General features: G+C 67.7%; 23 protein-coding genes. 14 read left to right on the top strand and 9 right to left on the bottom strand.

The annotated features are described in order from the left end of the window. Nucleotides 1-9: 9 nt before the first annotated feature. The 12 genes from AC1RGU_RS18170 (at nucleotide 10) to nagZ (ending at nucleotide 12,103) form a co-directional block, all read left to right on the top strand. Nucleotides 10-1,077 carry a MucB/RseB C-terminal domain-containing protein gene (locus AC1RGU_RS18170; protein WP_240531181.1) on the top strand — a complete coding sequence of 356 codons (1,068 nt, stop codon included), beginning with the start codon at nucleotides 10-12 and terminating at the stop codon, nucleotides 1,075-1,077. A 108-nt stretch (nucleotides 1,078-1,185) separates the two neighbouring features. After that, the gene (locus AC1RGU_RS18165; RefSeq protein ID WP_062475536.1) at nucleotides 1,186-2,664 is read left to right on the top strand and encodes a DegQ family serine endoprotease; all 1,479 of its coding nucleotides are present in this window, start codon (nucleotides 1,186-1,188) and stop codon (nucleotides 2,662-2,664) included. 522 nt (nucleotides 2,665-3,186) lie between these two features. Continuing rightward, nucleotides 3,187-4,998 (top strand): translation elongation factor 4, encoded by a 1,812-nt coding sequence (gene lepA / locus AC1RGU_RS18160; RefSeq protein WP_492697185.1) that lies wholly within the window; start codon nucleotides 3,187-3,189, stop codon nucleotides 4,996-4,998. A gap of 11 nt (nucleotides 4,999-5,009) precedes the next feature. Continuing rightward, on the top strand, nucleotides 5,010-5,975 hold the full coding sequence (gene lepB / locus AC1RGU_RS18155; protein WP_062475534.1) for a signal peptidase I: 966 nt from the start codon (nucleotides 5,010-5,012) through the stop codon (nucleotides 5,973-5,975). A 41-nt stretch (nucleotides 5,976-6,016) separates the two neighbouring features. Continuing rightward, entirely contained in the window at nucleotides 6,017-6,388 is a 372-nt protein-coding gene (locus tag AC1RGU_RS18150; protein ID WP_062475531.1) for a DUF4845 domain-containing protein, read from the top strand. 20 nt (nucleotides 6,389-6,408) lie between these two features. Further along, a complete protein-coding gene (gene rnc / locus AC1RGU_RS18145) occupies nucleotides 6,409-7,095 on the top strand; it encodes a ribonuclease III (RefSeq protein WP_056572447.1) in 687 nt (228 codons plus the stop codon). Nucleotides 7,096-7,102: 7 nt separating this feature from the next. After that, nucleotides 7,103-8,068, top strand: coding sequence for a GTPase Era (era, locus tag AC1RGU_RS18140; RefSeq protein WP_492697184.1), 966 nt, complete (start codon nucleotides 7,103-7,105; stop codon nucleotides 8,066-8,068). 1 nt (nucleotide 8,069) lies between these two features. After that, nucleotides 8,070-8,843 carry a DNA repair protein RecO gene (recO, locus tag AC1RGU_RS18135; protein WP_492697182.1) on the top strand — a complete coding sequence of 258 codons (774 nt, stop codon included), beginning with the start codon at nucleotides 8,070-8,072 and terminating at the stop codon, nucleotides 8,841-8,843. Nucleotides 8,844-8,887: 44 nt separating this feature from the next. After that, on the top strand, nucleotides 8,888-9,763 hold the full coding sequence (locus AC1RGU_RS18130; protein WP_492697180.1) for a DUF7164 domain-containing protein: 876 nt from the start codon (nucleotides 8,888-8,890) through the stop codon (nucleotides 9,761-9,763). A gap of 26 nt (nucleotides 9,764-9,789) precedes the next feature. Beyond that, nucleotides 9,790-10,572, top strand: a complete 783-nt coding sequence (locus tag AC1RGU_RS18125) for a pyridoxine 5'-phosphate synthase (RefSeq protein ID WP_492697179.1) — start codon at nucleotides 9,790-9,792, stop codon at nucleotides 10,570-10,572. After that, on the top strand, nucleotides 10,569-10,961 hold the full coding sequence (acpS, locus tag AC1RGU_RS18120) for a holo-ACP synthase (protein ID WP_492697178.1): 393 nt from the start codon (nucleotides 10,569-10,571) through the stop codon (nucleotides 10,959-10,961). The genes AC1RGU_RS18125 and acpS overlap by 4 nt, the downstream gene beginning before the upstream one ends. Nucleotides 10,962-11,005: 44 nt before the next feature. Next, the gene (gene nagZ, locus AC1RGU_RS18115; protein WP_492697176.1) at nucleotides 11,006-12,103 is read left to right on the top strand and encodes a beta-N-acetylhexosaminidase; all 1,098 of its coding nucleotides are present in this window, start codon (nucleotides 11,006-11,008) and stop codon (nucleotides 12,101-12,103) included. On the opposite strand, the gene AC1RGU_RS18110 is transcribed toward nagZ, so the two are convergent. The 3 genes from AC1RGU_RS18110 to AC1RGU_RS18100 are packed head-to-tail and all read right to left on the bottom strand — an operon-like array spanning nucleotide 12,073 to nucleotide 15,791. After that, entirely contained in the window at nucleotides 12,073-13,971 is a 1,899-nt protein-coding gene (locus AC1RGU_RS18110; protein WP_492697175.1) for a glycosyltransferase family A protein, read from the bottom strand. The two genes, nagZ and AC1RGU_RS18110, sit on opposite strands and share 31 nt — an antisense overlap. Nucleotides 13,972-13,990: 19 nt before the next feature. Then, entirely contained in the window at nucleotides 13,991-14,518 is a 528-nt protein-coding gene (locus AC1RGU_RS18105; protein WP_492697173.1) for a YgjP-like metallopeptidase domain-containing protein, read from the bottom strand. 7 nt (nucleotides 14,519-14,525) lie between these two features. Then, complete coding sequence (locus AC1RGU_RS18100) at nucleotides 14,526-15,791, bottom strand: Hsp70 family protein (protein WP_492697172.1); 1,266 nt, start codon at nucleotides 15,789-15,791, stop codon at nucleotides 14,526-14,528. Nucleotides 15,792-15,885: 94 nt separating this feature from the next. Here AC1RGU_RS18100 and AC1RGU_RS18095 point away from each other — a divergent pair, with 94 nt between their 5' ends. Further along, on the top strand, nucleotides 15,886-17,220 hold the full coding sequence (locus AC1RGU_RS18095; protein WP_492697170.1) for a galactosyl transferase GMA12/MNN10 family protein: 1,335 nt from the start codon (nucleotides 15,886-15,888) through the stop codon (nucleotides 17,218-17,220). 21 nt (nucleotides 17,221-17,241) lie between these two features. Here the strand turns inward: AC1RGU_RS18095 and AC1RGU_RS18090 are convergent, their stop codons facing one another. The 5 genes from AC1RGU_RS18090 to AC1RGU_RS18070 form a co-directional block, all read right to left on the bottom strand. Continuing rightward, entirely contained in the window at nucleotides 17,242-18,036 is a 795-nt protein-coding gene (locus tag AC1RGU_RS18090; RefSeq protein WP_062475502.1) for a class I SAM-dependent methyltransferase, read from the bottom strand. 23 nt (nucleotides 18,037-18,059) lie between these two features. Then, a complete protein-coding gene (gene lysS, locus AC1RGU_RS18085) occupies nucleotides 18,060-19,601 on the bottom strand; it encodes a lysine--tRNA ligase (protein WP_062475499.1) in 1,542 nt (513 codons plus the stop codon). A gap of 146 nt (nucleotides 19,602-19,747) precedes the next feature. Next, nucleotides 19,748-21,118: a glycosyltransferase family protein gene (locus AC1RGU_RS18080; RefSeq protein ID WP_492697168.1), complete on the bottom strand. Its 1,371-nt coding sequence runs from the start codon at nucleotides 21,116-21,118 to the stop codon at nucleotides 19,748-19,750. Nucleotides 21,119-21,135: 17 nt separating this feature from the next. After that, a complete protein-coding gene (locus AC1RGU_RS18075; RefSeq protein ID WP_369646096.1) occupies nucleotides 21,136-21,759 on the bottom strand; it encodes an LON peptidase substrate-binding domain-containing protein in 624 nt (207 codons plus the stop codon). Between the two features lie 29 nt (nucleotides 21,760-21,788). Then, nucleotides 21,789-22,754: a glycosyltransferase family 2 protein gene (locus tag AC1RGU_RS18070; protein ID WP_492697166.1), complete on the bottom strand. Its 966-nt coding sequence runs from the start codon at nucleotides 22,752-22,754 to the stop codon at nucleotides 21,789-21,791. A 90-nt stretch (nucleotides 22,755-22,844) separates the two neighbouring features. On the opposite strand from AC1RGU_RS18070, the gene AC1RGU_RS18065 reads away from it, so the two are divergent. Continuing rightward, nucleotides 22,845-23,405 carry a YggT family protein gene (locus AC1RGU_RS18065; protein ID WP_492697164.1) on the top strand — a complete coding sequence of 187 codons (561 nt, stop codon included), beginning with the start codon at nucleotides 22,845-22,847 and terminating at the stop codon, nucleotides 23,403-23,405. Between the two features lie 87 nt (nucleotides 23,406-23,492). On the opposite strand, the gene accD is transcribed toward AC1RGU_RS18065, so the two are convergent. Further along, nucleotides 23,493-24,365: an acetyl-CoA carboxylase, carboxyltransferase subunit beta gene (gene accD, locus AC1RGU_RS18060; protein WP_062475492.1), complete on the bottom strand. Its 873-nt coding sequence runs from the start codon at nucleotides 24,363-24,365 to the stop codon at nucleotides 23,493-23,495. Between the last annotated feature and the right edge of the window lie 20 nt (nucleotides 24,366-24,385).

The raw sequence follows: 24,385 nt of genomic DNA, 5'->3' as shown, positions 1-24,385 counted from the left end.
GTTGTTCATATGCCGATTTCCGCACGCACCCTGGTGCTCGCGTTTGCTGTTCTTTGCCTGGGGCAGATGGCCACCGCGCAGACCCGCTACGGTGCGGCGAACACGAAGAGCGTGCCCTCGGCGCAGACCGACGAACCGCCGGCCATGGGCGTGACCGAGTGGCTGCAGCGCATGCATGCGGGCGCGCGGCAGCGCAGCTACGTGGGCACCTTCGTGGTGTCGGCCCCGGGCGGTGACCTGTCGAGCGCGCGCATCTGGCACGTGCGCGACGGCGATCACCAGTTGGAGCGCATCGAAGCGCTGTCGGGCCCGCCGCGCTCGACCTTCCGGCGCAACCGCAACGTGATGACCTTCCTGCCCGAGGCGAAGGTCGTGAAGGTCGAGAAGCGCGAGAACCTCGATCTCTTCCCCAATCTGCCCGACAAGCCCGATTCGTCGGTGGGCGACTACTACGACGTGCGCGCCATCGGCAAGGATCGCGTCGCGGGCTTCGACGCCGACGTGGTGCAGCTGGTGCCGCGCGACGGCCTGCGCTTCGGCTACCGCATCTGGAGCGAACGCCGCTCCGGCCTCGTGGTGAAGCTCCAGACCGTCGACAGCGACACCCGCGTGGTCGAGCAGTCGGCGTTCTCCGAGCTGCAGCTCGATGCGCCCGTGAAGGCGCAGGCGCTGGCGCAGATGATGGCCAACACGAACGGCTACCGCATCGAGAAGCTCGAACTCGAGCGCAGCACGGCGCAGGACGAAGGCTGGATGCTGCGCACACCCGTGGCCGGATTCAAGCCCCGAAGCTTCTTCCGGCGCCCCGCGCTGCCCGCCGGCGACGGCAAGCCGCCCAAGCCCGAGGCGACCACCGTCCAGTGGACCTTCTCCGATGGCCTGGCGACGGTCTCGCTCTTCATCGAACGCTACGATCCCACGCGCACGCCGGGCGACGGCGTGCTGACCATCGGCGCCACCAACGCGATCCGCCGGCGACTGCCCGCACCGGCCAGCGACTGGTGGCTGACCGCGGTCGGCGAGGTGCCGCAGCAGACGCTCAATGCCTTTGCCCAGAGCCTCGCGCGCACGCGCTGACGGGCGATGGGCTGACGCCGTGCAGGCGTTCGGGCTGAACCAAGCCGGCGCCGGGTACTCATAGCCTCTGTCGTTATTTGCAGCTCTGTTCTTTTTGAAAGACAACCGATGATGTTCAAAGTCGAGGGACACAAGCTTCGTTCCGGTCTGCTGGCCTTTGCGCTGGCGCTGACGGCCGGCGCCACTTTCCTGCCGGTCGAGTCGGTGCATGCGCAGACGCGCACGCTGCCCGACTTCACCGACCTGGTCGACCAGGTCGGTCCGTCCGTGGTCAACATCCGCACCGTCGAGAAGGTCGCGCAGCGCGGCGGCGGCAACGGCGAGATGGACGAGGAGATGCAGGAGTTCTTCCGCCGCTTCTTCGGTCAGCCGCTGCCGGGCACGCCGCGCCAGGGGCCGCGCCCGAACCGTCCGCAGCAGGAAGAAGAGCGTCCGCGTGGCGTGGGCTCGGGCTTCATCCTGACGGGCGACGGCTACGTCATGACCAACGCACACGTGGTGGAAGACGCCTCCGAGGTGCTGGTCACGCTGCCCGACAAGCGCGAGTTCAAGGCCAAGATCATCGGCGCCGACAAGCGCACCGACGTGGCCGTGGTGAAGATCGAAGCCACGGGCCTGCCTGCGGTGAAGGTGGGCGACATCTCCAAGCTGCGCGTGGGCGAGTGGGTGATGGCGATCGGTTCGCCCTTCGGCCTGGAGAACACCGTCACCGCCGGCATCGTGAGCGCCAAGCAGCGCGACACGGGCGAATACCTGCCGTTCATCCAGACCGACGTGGCCATCAACCCCGGCAACTCGGGCGGCCCGCTGATCAACATGCGCGGCGAAGTGGTGGGCATCAACAGCCAGATCTATTCGCGCTCGGGCGGCTTCATGGGCATCTCGTTCTCGATCCCGATCGACGAGGCCATCCGCGTCAGCGAGCAGCTGCGCACCTCGGGGCGCGTCTCGCGCGGCCGCATCGGCGTGCAGATCGACCAGGTCACCAAGGACGTGGCCGAAGCCATCGGCCTGGGCAAGGCGCAGGGCGCGCTGGTGCGCGGCGTCGAAGCCGGGTCGCCGGGCGAGAAGGCCGGCGTGGAGCCGGGCGACGTCATCACCAAGTTCGACGGCAAGGCGATCGAAAAGCCGAGCGATCTGCCGCGCCTCGTGGGCAACACCAAGCCGGGCACCAAGAGCACGCTGACCGTGTTCCGCCGCGGCAGCTCGCGCGACCTCAGCGTGACCATCGCCGAGATCGAGCCGGACAAGCCCGCCAAGCGCGCAACCGACCGCGACGAGCCGGCTGCGAAGCCGTCTGCTTCCGCGGCCCTCAAGTCACTCGGCCTCGCGGTCAGCGACCTCAGCGATGCGCAGAAGAAAGAGCTCAAGCTGAAGGGCGGCGTGAAGGTCGATGCCGCCAACGACGCCGCGGCACGGGCCGGCCTGCGTGAGGGTGACGTCATCCTGGCGGTGGGCAATCTCGAGGTGGCGAATGCCCGCGAATTCGAGGCGGCGGTCGCCAAGGCGGACAAGGCCAAGTCGCTCAGCGTGCTCTACCGCCGAGGCGACTGGGCGCAGTACGCCTTGATCCGACCCGCACGCTGATACGGCGGCGGCGTCAAGTGGCCCCACCCGGCAGTCGGGTTTGGGGCCATTTTTTCGAGGTGTTTACGACGCTTCGGCGCCGGCCTCTAAAAAAATCCGAGGCCTCGAAAACGCCAAGATTTGTTTGCGATCACTAACTTATAAAAGGGCTAAGGACGAATTTCGGTAGAATAGACAGCTCCTGGCGGCCAGTCAGCGCATAAAGAGGGCGATGGCCTTCACGATGCGAGATGTCACACAGCCGTCCACCGGTGCTCCACAGATCGCCCACAAGTTGTTCAGCTACTGCTCCACCGATCCTGTTGATAAGTTGTGAGTATCTTTGATGTTGTGGACCTGCAACGAGCCCTTTGGACCCTGTTCCCGGATGTACGTGCTTCCCTTTTTGCCTACAATGAAGTTCCAACTACTGCAGTTGCCATTGCTTGTTGGTTCAGGGCGCGTCTCCAGAAGACGCGCCCTTTTTTCTTGGCCCCGCCCCTCGGCGCCCGAGCCAATTCAAGTACTTAAGCGTTCCCGTTGATGAATCACATCAGAAATTTTTCGATCATTGCGCACATCGATCATGGCAAGTCGACGCTCGCAGACCGTTTGATCCAACGTTGCGGCGGCCTCGCGGAACGCGAGATGGAAGCGCAGGTGCTCGACTCGATGGACATCGAAAAAGAGCGTGGGATAACCATCAAGGCGCAGACCGCCGCGCTGCAATACAAGGCACGCGATGGACAGGTCTACAACCTCAATCTGATCGACACGCCGGGCCACGTCGACTTCTCGTACGAAGTGAGCCGATCGCTGTCGGCATGCGAAGGCGCATTGCTCGTTGTCGACGCATCGCAAGGCGTTGAAGCGCAGACGGTGGCCAACTGCTACACCGCGCTCGACCTCGGTGTCGAAGTGGTGCCGGTGCTCAACAAGATCGATCTGCCGAATGCAGACCTCGACAACGCGCGCACTGAGATCGAAGACGTGATCGGCATCGATGCGACCGACGCGATTCCGTGCTCCGCAAAAACCGGTGTCGGCATCGACGACATCCTCGAGACCATCGTCGCGCGCATGCCCGCGCCGCGCGGCAATCCCGACGGCCCGCTGCGCGCGATGATCATCGACAGCTGGTTCGACCCGTACGTCGGCGTCGTGATGCTGGTGCGCGTGGTCGATGGCCGCCTCGTGAAGGGCGAGCGCATCAAGATGATGGCGTCGGGTGCGATGTACAACGCCGACAGCATCGGCGTCTTCACGCCCGCCAACGAAGCGCGCGCGTCGCTCGAAGCCGGCGAGGTGGGCTACATCATCGCGGGCATCAAGGAGCTGCAGGCGGCCAAGGTCGGCGACACGGTCACGCTGATCCGGCCCGGCACCGGCGGCGCGGCCGCCACGGCCACCGAGGCGCTGCCCGGCTTCAAGGAAATCCAGCCGCAGGTGTTTGCGGGCCTGTACCCGACCGAAGCCAGCGAGTACGACTCGCTGCGCGACGCGCTCGAGAAGCTCAAGCTCAACGATTCGTCGCTGCGCTACGAACCCGAAGTGAGCCAGGCGCTGGGCTTCGGCTTCCGCTGCGGCTTCCTCGGCCTGCTGCACATGGAGATCGTGCAGGAGCGCCTGGAACGCGAGTTCGACCAGGACCTGATCACGACCGCGCCGAGCGTGGTCTACCAGGTGGTGCGCAACGACGGCGAAGTGATCATGGTCGAGAACCCGTCCAAGATGCCCGACGTCGGCAAGATGGCGGAAATCCGCGAGCCCATCGTCACCGTGCACCTGTACATGCCGCAGGAATACGTCGGCTCCGTCATGACGCTGGCCAACCAGAAGCGTGGCGTGCAGCTGAACATGGCCTACCACGGCCGCCAGGTCATGCTGACCTACGAGATGCCGCTCGGCGAAATCGTGCTCGACTTCTTCGACAAGCTGAAGTCGGTGAGCCGCGGCTACGCGTCCATGGACTACGAGTTCAAGGAGTACCGCGCCTCCGACGTGGTGAAGGTCGACATCCTGCTCAACGGTGACAAGGTCGATGCGCTGTCGATCATCGTGCACCGCAGCCAGTCGCAGTACCGCGGCCGGGCGGTGGTGTCGAAGATGCGCGAGATCATTTCGCGCCAGATGTACGACGTGGCGATCCAGGCGGCCATCGGGGTCACGATCATTGCGCGTGAGACAATCAAGGCACTTCGCAAGAACGTGCTCGCCAAGTGCTACGGCGGCGACATCTCCCGCAAGAAGAAGCTGCTCGAGAAGCAGAAGGCGGGCAAGAAAAGAATGAAGCAGATCGGCTCCGTCGAAGTCCCGCAAGAGGCCTTCCTCGCGATTCTGCAAGTCGAAGACTGATCACCACGAACATGGCATACCTCACCACCCTGGTTCTCGCGGCGTTCGCCAGCTACGTCGGCGCCTGGTATTTCGGCGCGCTCGAAGGCAACTTCGCGCTGCTGCTGTTCGTGGCCACGGTGGTCACCGGGGTCTACTGGCTGGCCGAGCGCTTCTACTTCCTGCCGCAGCGCGAACGCGCCGCCGCCACGCTCGAGAGCTCCATCGCCGAACGCAACACGCGGCTGGCGGGGCAGGGCATCACCCAGGTCGACACCACCGATGCCAAGGCCAGCGAGCGCCTGCTGATGCAGCCCTGGTGGCTCGACTGGACGGCGGGCCTGTTCCCCGTGATCCTGGTGGTGTTCCTGCTGCGCTCGTTCCTGTACGAGCCCTTCAAGATTCCCTCGGGCTCGATGATGCCCACGCTGCTGACCGGCGACCTGATCCTGGTCAACAAGTTCACCTACGGCCTGCGCCTGCCGGTCGTCAACACCAAGCTCACCGACGGCACGCCGCTGGCGCGCGGCGACGTGGTGGTGTTCCGCTATCCGCCCAAGCCCAGCATGGACTACATCAAGCGCGTGGTCGGCATCCCGGGCGACGAGGTGGCCTACCTGAACAAGAAGCTCACGATCAACGGCCAGCCGGTGGGCAAGGCCCCGATCGCCGACTACCTCGATGGCGAGTCGATGCGCATCCTGAAGCAGTTCGACGAAGACCTCGGCGGCAAGCAGCACAAGATCCTCAACGACGAGAACGCCCCCGCCTTCGTGCCGGGTGCCAGCGACTTCCCGTTCCGCGAGAACTGCCGCTACTCGGTCGAGGGCGTGGTGTGCAAGGTGCCCGAAGGCAACTATTTCATGATGGGCGACAACCGCGATAATTCGGCCGATTCCCGTTTCTGGGGATTCGTACCGGACAAGAACATCGTGGGCAGGGCCTTCTTCGTCTGGATGAACTTCGGCGATCTCGGTCGCATCGGTCCGTTTCAATAATTAATCAACAGTCAACGTTACTGTTCGAGGGGTAAGAGGGCATGAGAACCAACAGTCGGTCCGTCCGTGGCAGTGCCGCGCACCAGCGCGGCATCTCGTTCATCGGCCTGGTGTTCGTCGCGGCGGTGCTGGGCTGCGTGGGCGTTGTCGTCGCGCAGGTCATTCCGACGCTGATCGAATGGCAGGCCATCGACAAGGCCGCCAACAAGGCCAAGGAAGGCGCCACGGTGCCCGAGATCCGCGCGATCTTCGACCGCGCTCAGGCCATCGACGACTTCAAGTCGGTCAGCGGCCGGGACCTCGAGATCAAGAAGGTGGGCGACAAGGTCGTCGTGTCGTATGCGTACGAGCGCGAGATCCCCCTGTTCGGGCCGGCCTACCTGACGCTCAAATACAAGGGCGCGTCCCGCTGACCGCGGTGTCGAACAAGAAGGTGGACGGCAGCCTCGTCGCGCTGCAGGCGCGCCTTCAGTACACGTTCTCGGACCCGCGCCTGCTCCAGCTCGCGCTCACGCACCGCAGTTTCTCGGCCGACCACAACGAGCGCCTCGAGTTTCTCGGCGACTCGGTGCTGAACCTGGCCGTCTCGCACCTGCTGTACATCCGTCTCTCGGAACTGCCCGAGGGCGACCTGTCGCGCGTGCGGGCCAACCTGGTCAAGCAGGACACGCTGCACCGGCTCGCGTTGGGACTGGCGCTGTCGCCGCTGCTGCGCCTGGGCGAAGGTGAGGCCCGCTCGGGCGGCCCGAACCGGCCTTCCATCCTGGCCGACGCGCTCGAAGCGCTGATCGGCGCGGTCTACCTGGACGCCGGCTTTGCCGCCGCGCAGGCGCTGGTGCACCGGCTCTACGAGGCGGTCGAGATCAATCCGCGCATGGAAGCCGCCGCGAAAGACCCGAAGACCGAATTGCAGGAATGGCTGCAGGGCCACAAAATGAAGCTGCCGGTGTACCGCGTGGCAGCGACGCTGGGTGCAGCGCACAAGCAGACCTTCGATGTCGAGTGCGAGGTGCCCGAGCTGGGCCTTCGCGAGCGCGGTATCGGCGGCTCGCGCCGCGCCGGCGAGCAAGCTGCCGCGGCCGCCATGTTGATCCGGCTCAAGGCACGCGGCGCCGCGTGAAATCAGAATGAACGATGTAACCCATCCCGAAGCGGGACCCGAAGACACCGCAGGCGACACGCCTGCCACGGGGCCGCAGCACTGCGGCCTGATCGCCATCGTCGGCAAGCCCAATGTGGGCAAGTCGACGCTGCTCAATGCGCTGGTCGGCCAGAAGATCAGCATCACCTCGCGCAAGGCGCAGACCACGCGCCACCGCATCACCGGCATGCGCACGCTGGGCGCCACGCAGTTCGTGTTCGTCGACACGCCGGGTTTCCAGACCCTGCATGCCAACGCGCTGAACAAGTCGCTCAACAAGACCGTGCAGGGCGCGGTCGGCGATGTCGACCTGATCCTGTTCGTGGTCGAGGCCGGCAGTTTCACGCCGGCCGACGAGCGCGTGCTCAAGCTGCTGGGCAAGGGCATCCCCACGGTGCTGCTGGCCAACAAGCTGGACAACGTGCACCGCCGCGGCGACATCGCGCCCTGGCTGCAGACGATGCAGGCCAAGCACAGCTTCGCGGAGTTCGTGCCGATGTCGGCCAAGAACTCGAAGGACGTCGAGCGCCTGTTCGGCATCTGCGAGAAATACCTGCCCGAGCAGCCCTGGTTCTACGACGAGGACGAACTCACCGACCGCAGCGAGAAATTCCTCGCCGGCGAGCTGGTGCGCGAAAAGCTCTTCCGCCTCACGGGCGACGAGCTGCCCTACACCTCGACCGTCATCATCGACAAGTTCGAGGAAGAGCCGCCCCAGAAGAAGGGCCAAAAGCGCCTGCTGCGCATTGCCGCCACCATCGTGGTCGAGCGCGACGGCCACAAGGCCATGGTGATCGGCGACAAGGGCGAGCGCATCAAGCGCATCGGCATGGAAACCCGCGTCGAGCTCGAGAAGCTGGCCGACGCCAAGGTGTTCCTCGAGCTGTGGGTGAAGGTGCGCTCGGGCTGGGCCGACGACGAGGCGCGCGTTCGCTCCTTCGGCTACGAATGAAGTGGCTGCCGCTCATCGCGTTTCGCATGAACCGGCTTACGTGCTCCATCGCTACGACTGGAGCGAGTCGAGCCTGATCCTCGAGGTCTTCACCCGCCACCACGGGCGCATCGCGCTCGTGGCCAAGGGGGCGAAGCGGCCGAGTTCCAATTTCCGTCCCGTGCTGCTGCCGCTGCAGCCGCTGCAGCTCAACTACGGCGGCGACGCCGAGATCCGCACGCTCAAAGGTGCCGAGTGGATGGGCGGGCACGTCATGCCGACCGGCGAGGCGCTGCTTTCGGGCTACTACGTCAACGAACTGCTGCTGCGCCTGCTGGCGCGCGACGACGCGCACGAGGCGCTGTTCGACGCCTACGCCGGCGTGGTGCAGGTGCTGGCCGGCGACCACGCGGGCGCCCAGGCCGCGACGCAGGCCGCCGCGCTGCGCGCCTTCGAGCTGCTGCTGTTGCGCTCGGTCGGCCTGCTGCCCTCGCTCGACGTGCAGACGCTCACCCTGGAGCCGCTGGCGGCCCGCACGCGCTACACCCTCGTGCCCGAAGCCGGCCTGCGCCAGGCGGCCAAGGACGAGGCCGCGCTGGCCGGTGCCGACTGGCAGGTGCTGCAGAGCGTGCTCGACGACCGCACGCCGTTCACCGCCACCCTGCGCGAGGTCGCGACCATGAACGCCGGCAGCAACAGTGCCCTGCGAAACCAGCTGCGCACCTTGCTCAACTACCATTGCGGCGTGACCACGCTGCGCACGCGGCAGATGATGAGAGACCTGCAAGCGCTCTAGCCCGGCGCACGATCGATCGAAACGCCAACCTGAGAACCGAAGCCATGCGTCTGGGTGTCCTCGTCTACGTCGACGACAAGAAAGAAATCGTCGACGAGTTCCACTGGCTCTACCGGAGCATGATCGTCTCCGGTGTCTTCGCGCGCGGCGGCGAGCTGATCGCGGTGTGCCACCCGAACGTCATCGCGCAGCTGCCCACCGACGACCGCATCGTCGTGATTCCGGGCCTGCCCTACGCCGACCAGCACCCCGAATGGGCCGGCTACGGCTACATCAATTCGATCGCGAACCTGTGCGACCCGGCGGTGCTCGCCGTGTGCCGCAACTACGACGCGATCCTCAAGACCGACTGCGACACCTTCGTCACGCCGGCGCTGGCCAGCTTCGAGCCGACCGGCCTGTGCTTCGGCTTCGGCGCCTATGCGTACCAGGAAGAGGTGCGCCGCAAACTCTCCGAATGCAGCGCGCGCTGGGGCTTTCCGCATTCGGGGCTGCACAACGTCGGCGCGTCGGTGCTGGGGCCGACCGAGTTCGTGGGCAACTTCGTGCAGGCCCAGCTGGACTACTGCCACAAGCTGCTCGACGAGGAGTTCCGCGACTTCCAGGGCGAGTGGCCCGGCTGGTGCAAGAACGTGCTCACCATGTACGCCGGCGAGCTGGCGCTGCGGCGCACCTACCCGCAGCGCTGCTCGCTGGGCCTGCTCGACCACCTGCCGTACACCGATCGCAGGCTGGGCGGTGACGTGCTGCACATCCACGGCTGGCACACCGACCAATACTGGTCCAAGCACCATTTCCGTGCCGGCGCCTACGACCACATGGCGCCCGGCAACATCGACAGGACGACGCTCGGCGGCTACTGTCACTGGCTTGCCGTCACCCCCACCGACGACCTCCGGGTCGGTGCGGGCGGCGCATGAACGAAGAGAAGAAAGCGATTGCGTCCATGAGCGATACCTCCGGCACCTCCTCCTCCCTCCCTCGCGCCACCACGGCCCTATCGGTCAATCTCAACAAGGTGGCCCTGGTGCGCAACACGCGCCACCTCGGTATTCCGAGCGTGGTGGGTGCGGCCCAGGCCTGTTTGGCCGCAGGCGCGCAAGGCATCACCGTGCACCCGCGCCCCGACGCGCGCCACATCCGCGCGCACGACGTGAGCGACCTGTCGGAACTGCTCGCCAAGGACTGGCCGGGCATCGAGTTCAACATCGAAGGCAATCCCTTCCACAACCTGATGGACTTCGTGCGCGACCTGAAGCCGCACCAGGCCACCTTCGTGCCCGACAGCGAGACCCAGTCGACCAGCGACCACGGCTGGAGCTTCCCGGAAGACGCCGAGCGCCTGCGCCCGTTGATCGCCGAAGCCAAGGCGCTGGGCGTGCGCGTGAGCCTGTTCATGGACCCGATCCCCGAGATGATGGCCGCGGTCAAGGCCGTGGGCGCCGACCGCGTCGAGCTCTACACCGAAGGCTACGCCGCCTCGCGCGGCACGCCGCAGGAAGCCGCCGTGCTCGCGCGCTACGTGGCCGCGGCGCAGGCCGCCCATGCGGCGGGCCTGGGCGTCAATGCCGGCCACGACCTGAGCCGCGACAACCTCACGCCGTTCCTGCGCGCCGTGCGCGGCGTGCACGAGGTGTCGATCGGCCATGCCTTCGTCGCCGATGCGCTCGAACTCGGGTACGCCGCGACCACGCGCGACTACCTGCGCTGCATCGCCGACGCCGCATGATCTACGGCATCGGGACCGACATCTGCGACGTGCGCCGCATCGCGGCCACTTTCGAGCGCCAGGGCGAGCGCTTCGCCCGCCGGGTCCTGAGCGACGCCGAGTTCGCCATCTGGCAGGCCCGTGCTGCACGTTGGCCCAAGCGCGGCCTGAGCTACCTCGCCACGCGTTTTTCCGCCAAGGAAGCCTTCAGCAAGGCCATCGGCCTGGGCATGCGCATGCCGATGAGCTGGCGCCTGTGCGAGATCGCCAACCTGCGCAGCGGCAAGCCGGTGATCGTGCTGCACGGCGAACTCAAAGACTGGTTCGAGGCGCAGGGCCTGACGGCGCACGTGACCGTCACCGACGAAATCGAGTACGCCGCCAGCTTCGTGGTGGTGGAAAAGGCCTGAACGAATCTCCGGCGCCGTTGCGCCTTGCCGACCGATCGACAGACATGACCGAACTGAACCACGCGCCGCTCCTCATCGATGTGGCCGGCACCGAACTCACCCCCGCCGACCGCCGGCGCCTCGCGAACCCGCATGTGGGCGGCGTGATCCACTTCACCCGCAACTGGCAGGACCGCGCGCAGATGACCGCGCTGAACGCCGAGATCAAGGCGATCCGGCCCGACCTGTTGATCTGCGTCGACCACGAAGGTGGCCGGGTGCAGCGCTTTCGCACCGACGGCTTCACGCGGCTGCCCTCGATGCGCAGCCTGGGCGAGCTGTGGATGCGCGATGCACTGCGCGCCACGCAGGTCGCCACCGCCGCCGGGCAGGTGCTGGCCGGCGAGCTGCGCGCCTGCGGCGTCGACTTCAGCTTCGCGCCGGTGCTCGACCTGGACTACGGCGGCAGCAGCGTGATCGGCGACCGCAGCTTCCACCGCGACCCGCGCGTGGTCGCGCTGCTCGCCAAGAGCGTGATGCACGGCATGCTGCAGATGGGCATGCGCAACTGCGGCAAGCACTTTCCGGGGCACGGTTTCGTGCAGGCCGATTCGCACGTCGAGATCCCGGTCGACCAGCGCAGCCTGAAGGCCATTCTGGCCGACGACGCACGGCCCTACGACTGGTTGGGCGGCACGCTCGCGGCCGTGATGCCCGCGCATGTGATCTACCCGAAGGTCGACAAGCGGCCGGCAGGCTTCTCCGAAAAATGGCTGAAGGACATCCTGCGCCAGCGCTTCGCTTTCGACGGCGCGGTGTTCAGCGACGACCTGAGCATGGAGGCCGGTCGCTACATCGACGGCCAATTGCTGAGCTACACCGACGCCGTGCTGGCGGCCCTTGCAGCGGGTTGCGACCTCGCGCTGCTGTGCAACCAGAGCATCGGCGAAGGCCGGCCGCTGGACGAGATGCTCGACGGCTTCACGGCTGCGGCGGCCGACGGGCGCTGGCAGGGCGATGCGGCCAGCGAAGCGCGGCGCCGGTCGCTGCTGCCGGGCGACGAAGCGCTCGACTGGCAGGCGCTCACGGCCTCGACGCGCTACTTGCAGGCGCAACGCCTGCTGGCCGGCGCTCAGTCGCGGAAGGGCCGCACCGGCAGCTGATTCGCCGCGGGGCCGAGCAACGCGGCCACCTCGGGCGTCTCGAACAGCGACTCCAGCCAGGGCTTGTCGGCCAGGCCGGCCTGGAAGAACACCTGCAGCAGCCGCAGGGTTTCGGTGCGCAGCGCGCGCGTCAGCATTTCAGCGTCGATTCGCGGCATGCCGGCGGGCGCGGCGCAGGCGTGCGCCACGGTGCGCAGCAGCTGTTCGGCGAAGTCGCGCTGCGGCGGCCACAGGTGGGCGTAGAGCTGGGCGATGAGGTCGATGTCTTCCACGCGGCTGCGCGGCAGCAGATGGCGCAGCACCGCGCGCCGCGCGCGCATGGCGAGCGACGCGGCGTGCGCGAGGTCGGCCGGCGGCGCGACCGGTGCCGCGCGGTGCAGCAGCTCGGGAATGACCGCGAAGCGCGCGCCGGCCACGATGCAGCGGCACAGCATCTGCAGCGCATCATGGACAGCGAACTCGGGGTCGTGGCGCACGCCGGTGCGTTCCAGGAAGCGGCGGCGCACCAGGCAGGCCGACAGCCGCAGCGGCTCGGGGCCCAGCGCTTCGGCCACGATCTCGTCGTGCCGCTGGGCGTACTTCAGCGGCCCGGCCGCCGTTTCGCTCCAGCAGCCGACGATGTCCAGGTCCGGGCGGGCGGTGAGCAGTGCAGCTTGCCGCTGCAGGCGGCCGGGCAGGGCGCGGTCGCCCGCATCGGCGAAGACGACGTGCTCGCCGGTGGCTTGTGCGAGCGCGAGGTTGCGCAAGGTGGCGCGGTCGCAGGCCATGGGCAGCGCGATCCAGCGCAGGTCGGGGGCGATGGCGCGCGCCTCGCTTTCGGCCACTGCGGGCAGGCCTGCCGCCACCACGACCAGTTCCAGCGCCACGTCGGCTTGTGTCGTCCAGTCGCGCAGGTCCTGCAGCCAGTCGTCGCGGCTGCCGTCGGGCACCACGCTGACGGTGAGGCAGACCGTCACGCGCGGCATCGCCACGGGCGGCACGCGGTCGGGCTGCTGGGCGCGCCAGGCGAAGTAGCGTTCGAGTGCGGGGCCGATGTCCGGCGGCGCGAAGGCCCGCTCGAGCGTGTCGAGCCCGTCGCGTTCGAGCTGCGCGCGGCGCGGCGCATCGGCGACCAGCGCGACCACGGTGTCGACCAGCTGGTCGTAGGGCACGCCCACCACCGCATCGCGGAAGGCGGGGTCGATCTCGCTGTCGGGGTAGAGCTCGCAGACCACGGCCTTGCGATGGCGCAGCAGGATCGACAGCCGGGGCGTCTCGACCACGCGGGAGGCTTCCCAGTTGTGCAGGTTCAGCATGACCTTGGCGCGGCGCATGCGGTCTTCGCGCTCGGCCTGGGTCCAGAATCCGCCGCGCGTCATCTCGACGCGCAGGCCGCGCGCCATCAGCGCCTCGAGCACGTCGATCCGGCGCTGCGTGAACGAACCGAAGAAACAGACGTCGATGTCGCGCTCCTCCTCGGGCAGGACTTCCGACAACGGCAGGATGCGGGCCGCGTCGGGCTCCCAGCCCAGCGGCACGTAGTCGGCGTTCTGGTAGCCGAGCTCGCGGTGGCGATGGAAGTTGGTCTTGCTGTACTCCCACAGGTAGCAGCGCGGGAGCAGGTCGAGGTAACGGTCGTTCCAGGCATGCGTGCCTTCGACCATCGGTTCGAAGTTGACGACGATGCAATTCGGGTGGAACGGCTCGAGGCTCTTCCAGGGGAAGTTCCAGAAGAAGAACAGGATGTTGATCGCGCCGGGGTCGATGTTCGCCGGCGTGTAGCTCGTCGGGTAGCCCAGCCGCTCGGCCGCCAGGCGGTAGGTCCGCACGATGTCGCCGCAGACCGCGTCTTCGGACAGTGACGTGAAGTGCAGCCGTGGCAGGGTCATGGGCGAGGACTGTACCGGGTCAGTCCGCGGCCGGCGCGCCCACGGCCGCGGGCCACAGCGGCGCGCCGCCCGCCTCCAGGTGCGTCAGGTACAGGCGCAGCTCGAACTCGAAGCGGTGGTACTCGGGCTCCATGTGCGTGCACAGCGCGTAGAAGGGCTTGTCGTGGTTCTTCTCGCGCGTGTGGGCCAGCTCGTGCACGACGATCATGCGCAGCCATTCGAGCGGCACGGTCTTGAACAGGCTGGCCACGCGGATCTCGCGCTTGGTCTTGAGCTTGCTGCCCTGCACGCGCGCGATGGTGGTGTGGGTGCCCAACGCATGGCGCACCACGTGCAGCTTGTTGTCGAACACCGCCTTGGCCAGCGGCTCGGCCTTGCGCATGTACTCGCCCTTGAGCTCGCAGGCGTAGTCGTACAGCGCGCGGTCGGTGCGGATGTCGTGCAGGCCGGCGTAGCGTCCGCGCAGCAGGGCGCCGAGCGTGTCGGCCGCCATCAGCTCGCTCACCTGCGCCAGCAGCGCGGGCGGGTACGCGGACAGGTACTTCATCTGCGGCTCACCCCGCCGTGCGCGCCGAATAGGCGAGCCCGGCCGCGACGCCGCCGAGCAGGTCGCCTTCGATCAGCGGTACGCCCGCGAAGCTCGCGCGCAGCGCCCGCTGGAACGGGCGCAGGGCCGACGAGCCGCCGGTGAGGTAGATGGCGTCGAGGTCGCCGCTGCGCAGGCCGGCGCGCTTCACGCAGGCGTGGGCGCAGGCCACCACATTCTCCAGCGGCGCCGCGAGCTGCTGCGCCATGTCGGTCGGCGTCAGCGCGGAAGCCAGCCCCGCCTCGATGCACGACAGGTCGATCTGCACTTCGGCGTCGCTGACCGAGCCGTTGATCTTGGCCTGTTCGACCTCGCTGGCGATGCGGTGGCCGTGGCGTTCCTCGAGCACCGTCATCAGGCGGTCGTGCAGCTGGCGGTCGCTGTAGCTGGTGCGCAGCTCGCGCGCCTGGCGCACGGCCTTCGGGGCGTAGAGCCAGTTGATCAGGTGCCAGGACGACAGCTCGAAGAACACCTTGCTGGGCACCTCGCGCCCGCTCGGGCCGAGGTGGCGCAGCCCGAGCAGCGGCATCACGCGCTCCAGGTTCAGGCGCTGGTCGAAGTCGGTGCCGCCGATGTGCACGCCGCTGGTGGCCAGCACGTCGTCGGCGCGGTCGGGGCGCGCCATGCGCTCGGGGCCCAGGCGCACCACGGTGAAGTCGGAGGTGCCGCCGCCGATGTCGACGATCAGGATCAGCGATTCGCGCATGACGCGCTGCTCGTAGTCGAAGGCCGCCGCAATGGGCTCGTACTGGAAGGACACGTCGCGCAGGCCGGCGGCGCGCGCGGCGTGGCGCATGCTTTCCTCGGCGCGCTGGTCGCGCTTGGCGTCGTCGTCGACGAAATGCACCGGGCGGCCGATGACCACGCGCTCGGGGCGCTGGCCCAGCTCGCGTTCGGCGCGCGTCACCAGCTCGTGCAGGAAGCGCGCGATGATGTCCTCGAAGCTGACCAGCCCGTCGTAGACGGCGGTCTTCTCCTGCATCAGCGGGCTGCCGAGCAGGCTCTTGAGCGAGCGCATGAGCCGGCCTTCGACGCCGGACAGGTACAGCGCGATGGCGTCGCGGCCGAAGTGCGTGCTGCGGTCCTCGGCGTTGAAGAAGAGGGCGGTCGGCAGGGTGGTGGCGCTGCCCTCGATGGGAAGCAGGCGCGCGGCCTCGCCGGGGGAGGCAAAGGAAACCGCGGAATTCGAAGTGCCGAAATCGATGCCGATGGCCGGGGTGCGTAAGGGATTCATTCAAGCAGGAAATCGGAGGGCCCAAGAGTGTAGAGGGTCGGCCGGAGCGCGCGATAGACTGCGCCCCAATGACCACCCCACCCGGACGCCGTCGATGCCGCTGTGCCTGACCTTCTTCGACCGGCTCGACGAGCCGGTGCTACGCAACCACAGCCACTACTGCCGCCGTTTCGGCTACCCCCATGCCTGGGTGGAGAGCGAGCGCGCCGGGCACCCCGCGCTGCGCGACTGCGCGAAGTACGCCGAGATGCTGCGCCGCCTGCGCGGGCTTGACGAGGGCGACTGGCTGCTCTTTCTCGATGGCGATTCGGTGGTGTTCCACCCGGTGGCCGTCGAAACGCTCATGGAAGGCCGCGACCTGCTCGTGGTGGACGGGCCCAAGGGCCTGCCGCTGTGCAACCTGATGATCCTGCGCAACACGGCGGCCAACCGCGCGCTGCTGCATGCGCTCATCCGGGCGACGAGCCAGGTGGTGGCGCGCGTCACGCCCCGCCTCGACGCCGCGGCGCTGCTGCGTCCGGCCGGCATGCTGTCGTGCAACGGGCTCATCGGCGACTGCTACGTGAACGTCTCGTGGCGCATCGCGAACTGGTTCACCGCCCGCATCTTCGTGGTGCACCTGGCGCCTCTGGTGGAGCTGGATGCCGAGGGCCGCGTGGTGGACGAGCTGCTGCACGACGCGAACCTGCAGCGCCTGCTGGTGCGCCGGGTGAACGCGGCGCTGATCGACGGCGAGCCCGTGCTGCCGCCGCCGGCCTATCCGGCGATCTCGGAAGACGTGTATTCATGCGTCAACCCGCAGGCGCCCATTGCCTTCGTCACGCTCTACACGCACCACATCAACGACTACGCGCGCGTGTCGGAGCACAACGTGCGGCGCTACTGCGAGCGGCACGGGTACGGCTACCACGTCTACCGCGCCATCCCGGACGAGCTCGATCCGTCGATCAGCGGCGCCTGGGTGAAGAGCTGGCTCGTGAAGCGGCATCTCGTGCAGCACCAGTGGGTGGTCTGGATCGACGCCGACACCCTGTTCGTCAACCAGGCCCAACGTATCGAGCCGCTGCTCGAAGGCCGCGACCTGCTGTTCGCCAAGGACATCGGCGCGTGGGACGTCAACTCGGGCGTGATGGGGTTTCGCCACACCGAGCGCAACCTCGAACTGCTCACGCAGCTGTGGGAGCGCATCACCGGCGTCGACGACAAGTCGACCGTGTACGCCAGCCAGGGCGACCAGTACTACACGAACGTGGTGCTGGGCGAGCACGGCCTGATCGGCGACGCGGTCGTGACCGACCTGCTGAGCATCAACACGCCGCCGCACCTGGCAGGCGACGACAGCCTGCTGGTGCACTTCGTGGGGCTCGGGGGGCCCTACCGGTCGGTGTACATGGCGGACGTCGACGCGCGGTCCAAGCGCCTGGGCTGAGCGGGCGGCGCGCGCCGCGCTTCAGCCGCCGAAGGTGTAGGTCGTCGGGTAGCTGTTCGACGCCATCTCGCGCTCGCTGTCGTCGCGGAAGTCGCCGTGGTGCGGGCTGAGCAGGTAAAGGTTGCGGTCGGCGCACAGCCGCGCCAGGTCGTCGGCCGATGCGACCTGCAGCGAGAGCCCGCCCAGCGTCAGCACCAGGGGGAAGGGCTCGGCCTGGTGGCGCTCGTAGATGCCGCGGCCTTCGCCGAGGTAGTCGAGCCGGTGGTCGATCACGCGAAAGCCCGTCTGGTAGAACATCTTGCGCGCGTCGAAGTCCGTGAAGAAGCGCAGGTGCGTGAAGTCGAGCAGGCCCCAGTGGGTGTAGCGCCAATGCCCGCGCATGGCGTCGTACAGCATCGGCAGGTTGGACGCGTTCGGCAGGCTGACCAATATCTGCGCATCCGGCGCAACGATGCGCTTCAGGCCGCTGAGCAGCTGCCACGGATTGACGAGGTGCTCGAGCACGTCGAACAGGCACACGAGGTCGAAGGGGCGCGTGAGGCCCATCGCGGCGAAGTCGACGGTTTCCACGTCCTGCTCGACGACCTTGTCGAAATGTTCGCGCGCCACCTGCGCCGCCGAGGCGTTGAACTCGCAGCCCCAGAGCTCGCAGCCGGGGTGGCGCCGGCGCAGTTCGTGGCCCACGCCACCGGAGCCGCACCCGATGTCGAGGGCGACCGTGGGAGGACGCTGGATCATGTCCAGGCACTCGGGCCTGGGGTTGAACGGGTAGACGTATTCCTTCTTGTCGCGGTCTTGCCAGAGAAAGTCGGTCACGGACAGCGTCCCCGTCGGGTGGGTCAGCCTTCCCGGCGCAGCGCCGGGAACAGGATCACGTCGCGGATGCTCGGCGAATCGGTCAGCAGCATCATCAGGCGGTCGATGCCGATGCCGCAGCCGCCAGTGGGCGGCATGCCGTATTCGAGGGCGCGCACGAAGTCGTGGTCGTAGAACATGGCTTCGTCGTCGCCGCTGTCCTTGGCGGCCACCTGCGCGTTGAAGCGCGCGGCCTGGTCTTCGGCGTCGTTCAGCTCGCTGAAGCCGTTGCCGAATTCGCGGCCGGTGATGTACAGCTCGAAGCGCTCGGTGACCTCGGGGCGCTCGTCGTTGGCGCGCGCCAGCGGCGAGATCTCGGTCGGGTGCTCCATGATGAAGGTCGGCTGCCAGAGCTTCTCTTCCACGGTCTCCTCGAAGTACATCACCTGCAGGCTGGCGAGGCTGCGCTGCGAGAGCTTGTCCTTTTCTTCGCTCAGGCCGAGCTTGCGCAGGGCGTTGATGAGCCAGGCGGTGTCGTCCACGCCGTCACCGGCATCGGTGTGCTTGAGGATCGCTTCGCGGATCGTCAGGCGCTCGAAGGGCTGCGTGAGGTCGACGGCCTTGCCGCCGTAGGTGAGCTGCTGCGTGCCCACGGCCTTGTCGGCGATGGTGCGGATCAGCGTCTCGGTGAAGTCCATCAGGTCGCGGTAGTTCCAGTAGGCCGCGTAGAACTCCATCATCGTGAACTCGGGGTTGTGCCGCACCGAGATGCCCTCGTTGCGGTAGCTCCGGTTGATCTCGAACACGCGCTCGAAGCCGCCGACGATCAGGCGCTTGAGGTACAGCTCGGGCGCGATGCGCAGGAACATCTCCTGGTCGAGCGCGTTGTGGTGCGTCTTGAACGGCTTGGCGTTCGCGCCGCCCGGGATGGGGTGCAGCATGGGCGTCTCGACTTCGAGGAAGTCGTTGGCCACCATGAACTCGCGCAGCGCGCTCACGGCCTTGCTGCGCGCGGTGAAGCGCACGCGGGCCGACTCGTCGGTGATCAGGTCGACATAGCGCTGGCGGTACTTCTGCTCCTGGTCGGCCATGCCGTGGAACTTGTCGGGCAGCGGACGCAGGCTCTTGGTGAGCAGGCGCAGGCGGCTGACCTTGATCGACAGTTCGCCGGTCTTGGTCTTCATCAGCGTGCCTTCGGCACCGAGGATGTCGCCGAGGTCCCAGCGCTTGAAGTCGGCATACGCCTCTTCGCCGATGGCGTCGCGCGTCACGTACAGCTGGATGCGGCCGGTGGCGTCCTGCACGGTCGCGAAGCTGGCCTTGCCCATCACGCGCTTGAGCATCATGCGGCCGGCCACGCTGACGGCGACGGCCTGCGCTTCCAAGGCTTCCGGCTCGGTGCCGCCATGCTGCTCGACCAGCGCCGCGGCGCGGTGGCCGGGCTTGAAGTCGTTCGGGAACGCGACCCCCTTGCCTTCGGTCTGCGCTGTGCGCAGCAGCTTGAGCTTTTCGCGGCGTTCGACGATGAGCTGGTTGTCGTCGGCCGTGGACGTGGGAGAAGAGGAGGGCAGTTGTTCGTCGGACATGGGAGGCGTGTGGGGGCGCAGCAAGAAGAGGGAGGGTGTGCGCGGGCCGTGCATTTTAGCCCATCGGCCTTGAACGGAATCGGCCTGAAGCGCCCGTCAGTTCTGTGAGGGTTGCTATCAAAAGTAGAGCTTAACCCTCAACGTTTTCAGCCGTTCGGCGGTGTCTCGGCGTCTGGCGTGCCTGCGTGGCGGTGCGCGATCTGCTGGGCGTCGTGCTGCATCACCAGCGTGCGCAGGCGATCCGGGTAGCCCATGTAGTGCAGCATGAAGCTGTCGCCGTCGTACAGCGCGGGGTGCGAATTGAAGGACACGCCGTCGGAACGCGGCATGACCGCGTCGCCGCCGGCCTCGGTCCAGGCGGCGACGAAGAAGGCCTGGTCACCGCCCGAGGCGTAGACGCCGCGCTTGTCCTGCACGGCGTCGATGAGCGCCTGCACGCGCTCCAGGTAGGCGATGCAGGCCGGCGTGTTCGAGAACACCATGAAGCCGCTGTTGAATTCGTAGCCCGACACGTCGCGCGCCAGCGCCACCGGCCGGCCGCGCAACAGGGATGCGAGCGGCCGTGTGCGGTCGTGGATGAGGATGTCGGCATCGACCCACGCGACCTGTTCGTGCTCGGCCAGGTGCTTGAGCAGCAGCGGGGGCTTGATCCAGTTGCCGGCCACGCGGCCCCGCAGCTCGGCGGGCAGGTCCCGGTAGACGTGGTGGGTGTGGCCGTGGTGGTCGGCGTACGCGGCGATGTTGCGTTCCGACAGCGTGGCGTAGCCGGCGATGTTGGGCGTGTAGCTGGTCAGCAAGGCGACGGGGCGGCCGGGGTTGCGTACTTCGTAGTCCGGCTGGCCCGTGGGGGCTGGCGGCAGGTCGTCGTAGAGCTGGCCGTCGCGCGCGAGCACTGCGTTCAGGTGCGCGACGAAGAGGCCCCGCACCCGCATGTCCTGGACATCGATGTGGACCGCGGGATTGAACGAGAGCACGAAGGCCGAGACCTCCGGCAGGTAGTGGCCGAAGCGGGCGAACAGCAGGTTGGGGTAGTGCCGGCCGTCGATGAGCTGGTGGTGCGGATGGGCCGCCAAGCCTTCGAGCTCCCGGTGCGCCCAGCGGTCGGTGCCCGCGTCGGGCGCGGTGCGCAGGCGGTCGAGCACGGAAGCCACCAAAGCCGCGGCCTCGGGGCCGGCGCGCAGCATGAAGCAGCTGCCTTCGGGGCGGTGGTGGTGCTCGTTCTCGGCGATCCAGTAGGGCGCGTCGCCGATCACGGTCGGCGCGGGCAGGGGCACGAGAAAGGCCGCGTCGTCGTCCGCGAAGACCAGCAGCGTGCCATCGGGCGCATCGGCCAGCGCGGCGCTCACCACGCTGTACTTGTAGACCAGCAGCGTGCGCGCGCTGTTGTGCGGCGTGCCGATGGCGTGCAGGCGGTGCGCGTAGCCCCAGCGGGCGCAGTAGGCGCGGTGGTTGTCCGCGAAGGCCTCCGCGCCCGCGCGCAGCAGGATCGAGTGGAAGCGGACCGGCGCCGGGCTCATCTCGCAGCGGGCCGTGTTTAGTCGGTGATACCGGTGCGCGCCAGCAGGTCGCTGACCAGCTCCAGGCGCATCAACGGGCTGTCGAGCTCCATCAGGCGCTGCTTCAGTTCGACCTGCATCGGCACCAGCTCGCACCAGCGGTTGGCCACCCACCCGCAGTCGTCGAGGCGATAGGGCGCGCCGATCGGCAGGCGCACGGTGTCGCCCTGCGCGTGGCGGCGCTCTTCGAGGGTGTCGATCAGGCGGCGCAGCGCGGTGGCAGTGTGGCGCAGGTCGTCGGGGATCTCGAGGTCGACATCGTCGGCGACGGCGTCGACCTCGGCGATCCACAGGCCGTGCTTCTGCAGCTCGCTGCTGCGCACGCGAAAGCGCTGTGTGCCGACGCATTCGATCTGCAGCAGGCCGCTTTGCGGTGCGTCGAAGGTGCGGATGTCGGCGAGCGTGCCGACGGCGGCAAAGCTTTCGGCTTCGGCGCCGGCCTTGCGCACTTCGGCGCCGCTCGTCAGGCTGACGACCCCGAACGGGGTGCCGGCCTTGCGGCACTTGCCGACCATGTCGAGGTAGCGGACCTCGAAGACACGCAGCGGCAGCAGGCCGCCGGGAAACAGGACCGTACCGAGCGGAAAGAGAGGAATGCGCACGTTGAAAAGGGCCGGGCCAGTCGCCGCGGTCAGCTGGGTTGAAGGATCAGGTTGAGGACGGTCGCGTGCTCGGGCCGCAGTATCCCCTGTGTCTGGAACGCGTGGCGCGCGTGGTTGAGCAGGTTCAGGATCGATTGCTGGCACTCGCCGGCGCTCTGGCCCCAGCGCGTGTCGACCTCGGACAGGGCACTGTGCGCCGCGCGATGCAGGTCGACCAGGTGGGCCAGGGTCTGGGGCATGTCGCCGGGGTTGCGGTACAGCGTGAGCAGCTGTTCGCACTCGCGGCCCCGCAGGCGCGGGAAGACCAGCGGCAGCAGGCGCCGGTAGATGCGGTCCTTCGAGGCATAGAGCCGGTCGCGCGGCAAGGTGCGGGAGGTCATGCCCGGGTGGATGCGGTAGCGCGTCAGCGGCTCGGGCAGGTTCGCGAAACGCGCGCCGTGCAGCATGCAATCGACCCAGAACCCGAGGTCGTCGACGGCGTAGAGGTTGGGGTCGAACTGCAGCCCGTGGGCGCGGTAGAAGTCCAGCCGCCCGGTCGTGCTCTGGTTCGCGAGGTAGTCGTAGCCCTCCACCATGCGGGCCTTGATCGTCGCGTCGTCCAGCGGCAGGCCGGTGACGCCGGCCTGGTCCTGGAAGTGCTCGAGCTGGCTGCCGACGACGGTGACCGACGGGTTGCTTTGCAGGAACGCGACCTGCTTGGCGAAGCGGTCCGGCGTGGCGCAGTCGTCGTGGTCGACGCGCGCCAGGTAGGTGCCCCGGGCCATCGCCATCGCGAGATTCATGTTGGCCGGCAGGCCGACGTTGCAGGCGTTGCGGTGCCGCCGGATGCGTGGGTCGTCGAAGGCCGCCAGGTGCTCCCAGGTGCCGTCGGTGCTGGCGTCGTCCATGACCAGCAGCTCGAAGTCGGTGAAGGTCTGTGCCTGCAGCGACTGCAGCGTCTCGATGAGGAACTCGCCGCTGTTGAAGGTGGGGAGCACGACGCTGAGCAAAGGCATGGGGTTCCGTAGGGCGGTGTGGCCGGGGGCGAGGCTTGTGGTCCAGAATCGGAGCAGTCGCGCGCGTGCGCACCTCCCTGCCCATCCGACATGTTGTACCAGATACCCTCGTTTCTTCTCGACGTGATCGTCGGCCTGCTCGGCGGCGCCTGCCTGCTGCGCCTGTACATGCAATACCACCGCGTGCCCTTCGGCAATCCGCTGGGGCGTTTCGTGTTCGCCATCACCGACTGGATCGTGCTGCCGCTGCGGCGCATCGTGCCCGCGGTGAAGCGCTGGGACCTCGCGAGCCTGATCGCGGCCTGGCTGCTGGTGATGCTCAAGTTCCTGGTGCTGTGGCTGCTGGCCGGCAGCCTGGCGCGGATCACGGCGCTGCCGCTGGTGTCGCTGGTCGGCCTGCTGCAGCTGGCGGTGTCGGGCCTGACGGCGCTGCTGGTGGTGTACGCGGTGCTGTCGTGGATTCCGGGCGCGTCGCCGATGCTGCTCGACCTGATCTCGCGCCTGGCCGAGCCGCTGGTGCGGCCGTTCCGGCGCTTCATTCCGCTGATCGGCGGCGTCGACCTGTCGCCGCTGGCCGCCATCTTGGTGCTGCAGGTGGTGGCGATCGTGCTGGGCAACCTGCTGGTCTTCGCGTTCCGGCTCGGCGCCTGACGCGTCGGGGGTACCCCAGACAGCAAAACGCCCGCACCGCCTTTCGGCGTGCGGGCGTTCAGGCCGAAGCCTGAGCTACGGTGAAGGTCAGAGCACCGCGTCGGCCGGCTGGCGCAGCAGCATGGCCAGCGTGCTGGCGATGGTCTTGCGCAGTTCGCGGCGGTCGCTGATGAAGTCGATCGCGCCCTTGGTCTGCAGGAACTCGGCGCGCTGGAAGCCTTCGGGCAGGGTCACGCGCACGGTCGACTCGATCACGCGTGGGCCGGCAAAGCCGATCAGCGCCTTGGGCTCGGCGATCACCACATCGCCCACGAAGGCGAAGCCGGCGCTCACGCCGCCCATGGTCGGGTCGGTCAGCACGCTGATGTAGGGCAGGCCCTTCTTCGCCAGGCGGGTGAGCGCGGCGTTGGTCTTGGCCATCTGCATCAGCGAGAGCAGGCCTTCCTGCATGCGCGCGCCGCCGGTGGCGGTGAAGCACACGAAGGGCACCTTCTGCTCGATGGCGGTCTCGACGCCGCGCACGAAGCGCTCGCCGACCACGCTGCCCATGGAACCGCCCATGAACTCGAACTCGAAGCAGGCCACGACCACGCTGATGCTGTGGACCGAGCCGCCCATGACGACCAGTGCGTCGGTTTCGCCGGTGTTCTCCAGCGCTTCTTTCAGGCGCTCGGGGTACTTGCGGCTGTCCTTGAACTTCAGGGCGTCGACCGGCAGCACTTCCTGGCCGACTTCGTAGCGGCCTTCGGCGTCCAGGAAGGCGTCCAGGCGGGCGCGGGCGCCGATGCGGTGGTGGTGGCTGCAGCTCGGGCAGACGTTCTGGTTGTGCTCGAGGTCGGTCTTGTACAGAACGGTCTCGCAGGCCGGGCATTTGATCCACAGGCCCTCGGGCACCTGGCGGCGCTCGGACGGGTCGGTTTGTGCGATCTTGGCGGGTAGCAGTTTTTCAAGCCAGCTCATGGGGGCTCCTTGTGAGGGCA

The organism is Variovorax sp. GW823-FHT02B07, assembly GCF_058797695.1.
Note: the sequence above shows the minus strand (reverse complement) of the source record. Positions and strands in the feature narration are given on the sequence as shown.

What these genes read in the sequence shown, in the direction of transcription:
- AC1RGU_RS18170 (WP_240531181.1), top strand. Translation starts at nt 10, where the DNA reads ATGCCGATTTCCGCACGCACCCTGGTGCTCGCGTTTGCTGTTCTTTGC.
- AC1RGU_RS18165 (WP_062475536.1), top strand. Translation starts at nt 1,186, where the DNA reads ATGATGTTCAAAGTCGAGGGACACAAGCTTCGTTCCGGTCTGCTGGCC.
- lepA (WP_492697185.1), top strand. Translation starts at nt 3,187, where the DNA reads ATGAATCACATCAGAAATTTTTCGATCATTGCGCACATCGATCATGGC.
- lepB (WP_062475534.1), top strand. Translation starts at nt 5,010, where the DNA reads ATGGCATACCTCACCACCCTGGTTCTCGCGGCGTTCGCCAGCTACGTC.
- AC1RGU_RS18150 (WP_062475531.1), top strand. Translation starts at nt 6,017, where the DNA reads ATGAGAACCAACAGTCGGTCCGTCCGTGGCAGTGCCGCGCACCAGCGC.
- era (WP_492697184.1), top strand. Translation starts at nt 7,103, where the DNA reads ATGAACGATGTAACCCATCCCGAAGCGGGACCCGAAGACACCGCAGGC.
- AC1RGU_RS18130 (WP_492697180.1), top strand. Translation starts at nt 8,888, where the DNA reads ATGCGTCTGGGTGTCCTCGTCTACGTCGACGACAAGAAAGAAATCGTC.
- AC1RGU_RS18125 (WP_492697179.1), top strand. Translation starts at nt 9,790, where the DNA reads ATGAGCGATACCTCCGGCACCTCCTCCTCCCTCCCTCGCGCCACCACG.
- acpS (WP_492697178.1), top strand. Translation starts at nt 10,569, where the DNA reads ATGATCTACGGCATCGGGACCGACATCTGCGACGTGCGCCGCATCGCG.
- nagZ (WP_492697176.1), top strand. Translation starts at nt 11,006, where the DNA reads ATGACCGAACTGAACCACGCGCCGCTCCTCATCGATGTGGCCGGCACC.
- AC1RGU_RS18110 (WP_492697175.1), bottom strand. Translation starts at nt 13,971, where the DNA reads ATGACCCTGCCACGGCTGCACTTCACGTCACTGTCCGAAGACGCGGTC.
- AC1RGU_RS18105 (WP_492697173.1), bottom strand. Translation starts at nt 14,518, where the DNA reads ATGAAGTACCTGTCCGCGTACCCGCCCGCGCTGCTGGCGCAGGTGAGC.
- AC1RGU_RS18100 (WP_492697172.1), bottom strand. Translation starts at nt 15,791, where the DNA reads ATGAATCCCTTACGCACCCCGGCCATCGGCATCGATTTCGGCACTTCG.
- AC1RGU_RS18095 (WP_492697170.1), top strand. Translation starts at nt 15,886, where the DNA reads ATGCCGCTGTGCCTGACCTTCTTCGACCGGCTCGACGAGCCGGTGCTA.
- lysS (WP_062475499.1), bottom strand. Translation starts at nt 19,601, where the DNA reads ATGTCCGACGAACAACTGCCCTCCTCTTCTCCCACGTCCACGGCCGAC.
- AC1RGU_RS18080 (WP_492697168.1), bottom strand. Translation starts at nt 21,118, where the DNA reads ATGAGCCCGGCGCCGGTCCGCTTCCACTCGATCCTGCTGCGCGCGGGC.
- AC1RGU_RS18070 (WP_492697166.1), bottom strand. Translation starts at nt 22,754, where the DNA reads ATGCCTTTGCTCAGCGTCGTGCTCCCCACCTTCAACAGCGGCGAGTTC.
- AC1RGU_RS18065 (WP_492697164.1), top strand. Translation starts at nt 22,845, where the DNA reads ATGTTGTACCAGATACCCTCGTTTCTTCTCGACGTGATCGTCGGCCTG.
- accD (WP_062475492.1), bottom strand. Translation starts at nt 24,365, where the DNA reads ATGAGCTGGCTTGAAAAACTGCTACCCGCCAAGATCGCACAAACCGAC.